The following is a 6,188-nucleotide window of genomic DNA, read 5'->3' on the forward strand; positions in this document are numbered from 1 at the left end:
CCCCTCCGACCAGCCCAAGACCCCCGAAGCCCCCGAGCCGCCGACCCGCCCGCTCCGCCGCCCGGAACCCCCGGCCCACGGCGAGAACGAGACACGCCCACTCCGGCGCCCCGAAACGCGGCCGGCAGGCCCCACCGTGCCCATGCGCCTGGTCCCCGGCGGCCCGACCCGCCCAGGAGACGCCGGCGTGCCCACACCCGCCGACCCCGGGCGCCAGGATTCCGACGCGACCGCCCGAATGGCAGCCGAAGCCCCGACGGCAGAGAGCGGTTCGCGGCCGCCTGCCGCGCCCGCCCGGCACGCGGCCGATGCGCAGACACGGTCGGCGGACGGCGGTTCCAAGCCGCAGAAGCCTGACGTGCCCGGTCGCCACGCGGCCGCAGCCCCGGCGGAAAACGGCACGCAGCCGCAGACACCCGACGTCCCGGCCCGGCACGCGGCCGCAGCCCGGGCGGAAAGCGGCTCCCAGCCGCAGACCTCCGACATCTCCGCCCGGCACGCAGCCGAGGCCCCGGCTCGGCTGGAGAAAGGCGGCTCCAGGCCGCAGACTCCCGAGGTGCCCACCCGGCATGCGGCCGAGGAATCCGCCCGCGCACCGCAGGCTTCCGACGTGCCCGTGTGGCCGGTTCCCGACCACGAGGCACCTGGTGAGTCCCCCAGCGAACCGCAAGCCGCCGATGCGGCTGCGGACGTGCCCGCCGGTCCGGTGCCCGTGAGTCGGCCGCACGCTCATGACGTGTCCGCCTCCAAGGCGGAGGGTGTGCCGACGGCGGCTGCCGAGGTCCCCGCGCTGTCGCCTGCTGAGGCGGGGGCGGCGCAGTTCTCGTGGTCGCCGGTGGCCGAGTCGGCCAAGGGTGAGCCTGTCGCAGCCGCCACGTCTGACTCCGGCGAAGAGGGTGCCGCTCAGTCCGTACAGGAAGAGCGGGCGCGGCGTTCCGCCGGTGAAGAGGCCGCTTCGGGGCAGGTGGGCAGGCATGCCTCCGCTGTTCCTCCCGCTCGGGTGGAGCCCGAGAGTGGGGCGTCTGTCGCTGAGGAGATCTCGTCGCCGCCGATTCGGCCCGATGCGTTGCGACGGTTGCGGAGGCTGGCGGCTTCGGCCGACTCCGCCGTCGAGCCGGAGGCGCCCGCGCCCTCTGCCGACTGGCAGAAGGAGCGGCTTCGCAAGGGGCAGCCGCCGGCGCCGTTCATCCCGGCCGAGCGGGGGTCGGAGGCCACGTGGCGGCGGGTGTCGCAGGTCGTCGCCGGGTCTGACGGGGACAACGACGAAGACCGCGCCCGGACGACCATCAACGGCAGCCGCCGCATCGTCGTGCTGGGATGCACCGGCGGGGCGGGGCAGACGACGACCACGCTGCTGCTGGGGCACTCCCTGGCCCGCCTGCGGGAAGACGGGGTCGTCGCGGTCGACGCGAACTCCGGGGGCGACGGGCTCACCGGGCGCATCAGCCCCGAGACGCCCGAGACGCTCAGTTCGTTCCTGACGGCCGTCGACGGGGTCGGGACCCGGGTGCGCGACTACACGACCCGGAGCGACTCCGGGCTCGACGTGCTCGCCGCCGACGTCGACCCCGGGGCCGAGCAGCGGATCGGCGACCGGGGCTGGTTCTCTGACCAGCGCATTGCCCGGGCGATGCGGCTGCTCGACCAGCAGTACCGGATCATCCTGATGGACCCGGCCGCGGCGCTCGCGGCGCGGCTGCTGCCCTACGCCGACCAGCTCGTGCTGGTCGCGCCGGCCAGTGCCGACGCCCCCGACTCGGTCGCCATGACCTACGACTGGCTCGACGGGCACGGCTGCGCCGATCTGCGGCGCAGGGCCGTCGTGGTCATCAACGGGGTGTCGCGAAGGAGCATGGCCGATGTCGAGCGGGCCGAGACGGTCGCGCGCGGAAGGTGCAGGGCGATCGTGAGGGTCCCGTGGGAAGACGAGCTGGCCGAACCCGGACAAGTCGACCTCGATGACCTTCGCAGCGGCGGCCGCAGGGCGTACGTTGCCCTTGCCGGGGTTGTCGCGAGCGGATTGACCACGGCGAGAGGGGAGAGCTTCGTTGGCTAGGGCGTCGCGGGCGCGCAGTCGCCTGGCGGTCCGGTACTTCGACGACCGGATCCTCCTCACCGACTCCGCTGCCTGGGCCTACTTCCGGTTGCCCACGGTCAGCTACGAGTTCATCACTCCCGAGGAGCGCGAGGCGCTCGCGAACAACATCACGATCGCGCTGGCCGCGATCCGGATGACCGACGCCGAGGTGCACCTGCGGGTGGCCCACCGCACCTACCCGGCGGCCGAGTGGGCGATGGCGCTCAACGCCACCTCCGACGAGGGGCCGGGCTGGCGCGACTACCTCGAAGAGATGTACCGCCACGTGTGGGCCAAGGACTTCTGGTCCAAGGAGGTCTACCTCGGGGTCCGGCTCGGGCCGCGCGGCGCGCAGCTCGGCGAGGGCGTGCTCGCGCAGCTCTTCGGCTTCTACCAGAAGACCGAGAAGAACCTCGGGCTCGACGACGACCACGTGCCGGAGAAGGAGGTCGCGAAGTGGACCGACGCGGCCGAGCGGCTCGGCCGCGCGCTCGCCTCCGGTTCGCTCTACGCGCGGCACGCCACCTCGGTCGAGGTCGCCTGGTTGTTCCAGCACGCCGCGACCGGCGCGCTCGGCGACCCGCCGGCGTCGGCGTCCAAGCGCCGCAAGTGGGGGCGCGGCGAGATCGAGGCCCTCGTCGAGGGGCAGATCCACAACGGCCGGTCGCTGCTGCGGATCGAGCAGCCCGGCGGCGACTCCTACGTCGCCCACCTGTCGTTCGCCCGGTTCCCCGACCTGATGCCGTTCCCCGACGGCGAACCCTGGATGCACTTCGGCGACCAGCTCCCGTTCCCGGTCGAGATCTCCTCCCGGATGCGGCTCATCCCGCCCGTACGCGCCTCCCGCGACGTCGCCAGGAAGCTGGCCCACGCGCGCGACATGGACATCCACATCCGCGAGGCGGGCGCAGAGGCGCCGCTGGCGCTGGCCGAGCAGATCGACGCCGCCCGCATGCTCGAACACGGCATCACCAAGGAACGCCTGCCGTTCGTCTACGGCTGGCACCGCATGAGCGTGAGCGCGCCGACCGAGGAGATGTGCGTCCAGCGGGTCGAGGCGGTCATCGAGCACTACCGCGACATGGGCATCGACGTCGTCAACTCGACCGGCGACCAGTTCTCGCTGTTCTGCGAGGCGCTGCCGGGCGAGAAGGTCAGGGTGAACGCCTACGCGCAGCGGCAGCCGCTGCGCACCATCGCGGGCGGCATGGCGACCGCCACGGTCGACCTGGGCGACCGGGCCGACGAGGCGGGCTGGCTGGGGCCCTACATCGGCGAGACGCTGGGGCGGGCACGCTCCATCGTGCACTTCGACCCGCTGGTGGCGGCGACCAAGAACCGGCCGACGGCCATCGCGATCACCGGGGAGCCCGGCGGCGGCAAGACCACGCTGGCGCTGCTGCTCATCTACCAGATGGCGCTGCGCGGGGTCACCGTCGCGGTCATCGACCCGAAGGGCGACGCCGAGTCGCTGGTGCAGCTGCTGCGGCGGCGCGGACGGCAGGCCCGCACGATCCCCCTCGGGTCGGCCGCGCCGGGGCTGCTCGACCCGTTCTCGTTCGGCGACGACCTGGCCGCGAAGAAGACGATGGCGACCGAGACGCTGCGGCTGCTGCTGCCGCGCATGTCGGAGGAGCGCGAGTCGGCCATGGTGCAGGCCGTCGCGGCCGTCGCCAACGAGCCCGACCCCTCGCTCGGGAAGGTCATCGACCACCTCGACCGGTCGGAGGACGCCGCGTCCAAGAACCTGGGCGCCGTGTTGCGGTCGATGTCCGAAATGCACCTTGCCCGCCTGTGCTTCGACCCCTCCGGGGGCGACCAGATCGACACCGAGGGCTGGACCACCGTGTTCACCCTCGGCGGCCTCACGCTGCCCGACGCGGCGACCGGGCGCGACGACTACTCCTACGAGCAGCGGCTGTCGGTCGCCCTGCTCTACCTGGTCTCGCAGTTCGCCCGGCGGCTGATGAACGGGCTCGACAGACGTACCCCCAAAGCGATCTTCCTCGACGAGGCGTGGGCGATCACGTCCACTCCCGAGGGCGCCAAGCTGGTGCCCGAGGTGTCCCGCATGGGACGGTCGCGCAACACCGCACTCGTGCTGGTGTCCCAGAACGCGGGTGACCTGCTGAACGAGCAGGTCACCAACTGCCTTTCCTCGGTGTTCGCCTTCCGCTCGACCGAACGGGTCGAGGTGGAGCACGTACTGGAGCTCCTGGGAGTCGATCCGAACGAGGAACACAAGGGCGTGCTGCGCTCGCTGCGCAACGGCGAGTGCGTCTTCCGCGACCTCGACGGTCGGGCGGGCCGGATCGGCGTCGACCTGATCTCCGAGGAGCTGCTGCGCTGGCTCGATACCAATCCGACGCACGCCAAGCCGGATGAGGTCGAGCAGGACAAGGTGGGTTCGGGTCGTTCGGGGGTCGCGCGGGAGGTGCGCTCGTGAAACGCAGGGTCGCCCTGCTCATGCTGGTGTTCGTCACGTTCTTCGTGGCGTCGCCAGTGATCATCGGGTCGTCGGTGGCACACGCCGACGGGATCTGTGACATGTCCGCCGCCCTCGCCCCGGAGGTGGTGGGATCGGGCGTCGACGGCCTCGTCAAACCCCCGCCGCCCGATGTGGGCGACACCGGCGCCGCCGCCGGCGCCGGGTTGGGAGCAGGGGCCGGTACGTCGGTCAAGACGCCGGAAGTCGGCCCCATGACCAACTACGAGACCTACGGCATGTCGGGCCAGTTCTGGCACACCTACGAGCTCGGCTGCTCCGACGTCGCGGCCGTCATCGGCAACGCCTGGGCCAACGCGATCTTCTCGTGGGCCAAGGCGGTCGACCGGCTGACCATCACGACCTACGAGGCCGCCGCGACCGAGGGCCCGCTGCTGCCCATCAAGAACGTCGTCGACGACATCGTCACCAACCTGGCCGACGCGATGTACTGGCCGTTCCTGCGGCCGATCGTGATCATCGCGGCGATCTGGCTGGCCTGGTACGGCCTGCTGCGCAAACGCGCCACCACGACCGCCGAGGCGGTCATCTGGATGGTCGTCGCGGTCACGGTCGCGACCTGGTTCTTCAGCCGTCCCCAAGACCTGACGGGCGTCGGCAAGACCATCACCGACAAGACCACCGAGATCGTCAACTCGGCCTTCGCCGGCCTGCCGGGCGCGGGCGGCGCGTCGTGCCTGCCGCCTCCCACGACCACTCCGGCGGCCGGCGACGCGGCCACGCCCGCGGCCGTCCCGCCGGTCACCGGCGGCGGCTACGGGCAGCCGGGCACGCCCGGCGTGGCGCAGAACGCCGACGCGCTCTGGTCGACCCTGGTCTGCAAGCCGTGGCTGATGGGCATGTTCGGCACCGCCGACTCGACCTCGCCGGTCGTGGCGCAGTTCGGCGGCAAGGCCCTCCAGCTCCAGGCCCTCACCCGGGCCGAGCAGGCGGCCAGCCAGTCGCCCGGCGGCGACGCCCACCAGCGCGCCTGGGAGGAGCAGATCGCCGAGCCGCTGCGCGCCAGCCCGTCGTTCTACCTGCTCCAGGGCAAAGACTGGACCAGCCGTCTCGGCGTGGCGATCGGCGCGTTCATCGCGGCCATGGTCGCCGGGTTGCTGATCTTCCTGGTGGCGGTCTCGCTGCTGGTGCTGAAGGTCGGCTTCCTGCTGCTGCTGATCATGGGGCCGATCTTCCTGCTGATCGGCGTGCATCCCGGCACCGGGCGCATCATCGCGATGCGCTGGGTCGAGATGCTCGTCGGCACGCTGCTGAGACAGGCCGTGCTCGCCCTCGTGCTGGGTGTGCTGGTCTACGGCTACGCCCTGATCATCTCCACGCCGCTGCCGTGGGGCATGCAGATCATGTTCATGGCGCTGCTGACGCTGGCGGTGTTCTTCTACCGCAGGCCGTTCCAGCACCTGTTCTCCTCGCTCAGCGGCTCCACCTTCACGACCCGCGTGCTCGGCGAGGCCGCCACGGCCCCGACCCTGCAGCGGGCCGCCGGGGCGCTGCCGCCGGTCGCCGCGGCCCGGGTGGGCCGCTGGGGGCTGCGCAAGGCCGAGCCGCTGGTCAACGCCGCCGTCGCCGGCGCGTCCGGTGGCGCGGCCGGCGCCGCGCAGACGG

At 72.3% G+C, this 6,188-nt stretch carries 3 protein-coding genes; all 3 read left to right on the top strand.

Annotated elements, in window-relative coordinates:
* Positions 1-1,075: 1,075 nt before the first annotated feature.
* The gene (locus AW274_RS41640) at positions 1,076-2,056 is read left to right on the top strand and encodes a MinD/ParA family ATP-binding protein (protein ID WP_198169611.1); all 981 of its coding nucleotides are present in this window, start codon (positions 1,076-1,078) and stop codon (positions 2,054-2,056) included.
* Complete coding sequence (locus AW274_RS38535) at positions 2,049-4,523, top strand: ATP-binding protein (protein WP_062338996.1); 2,475 nt, start codon at positions 2,049-2,051, stop codon at positions 4,521-4,523. Before AW274_RS41640 ends, AW274_RS38535 begins: the two co-directional genes overlap by 8 nt.
* Positions 4,520-6,188: type IV secretion system protein (locus AW274_RS38540; protein ID WP_062444229.1), on the top strand; the 1,669-nt coding region annotated here is incomplete at its 3' end. The genes AW274_RS38535 and AW274_RS38540, both read left to right, overlap by 4 nt.

Source organism: Herbidospora daliensis (assembly GCF_001570585.1).
GTDB lineage: Bacteria > Actinomycetota > Actinomycetes > Streptosporangiales > Streptosporangiaceae > Herbidospora > Herbidospora daliensis.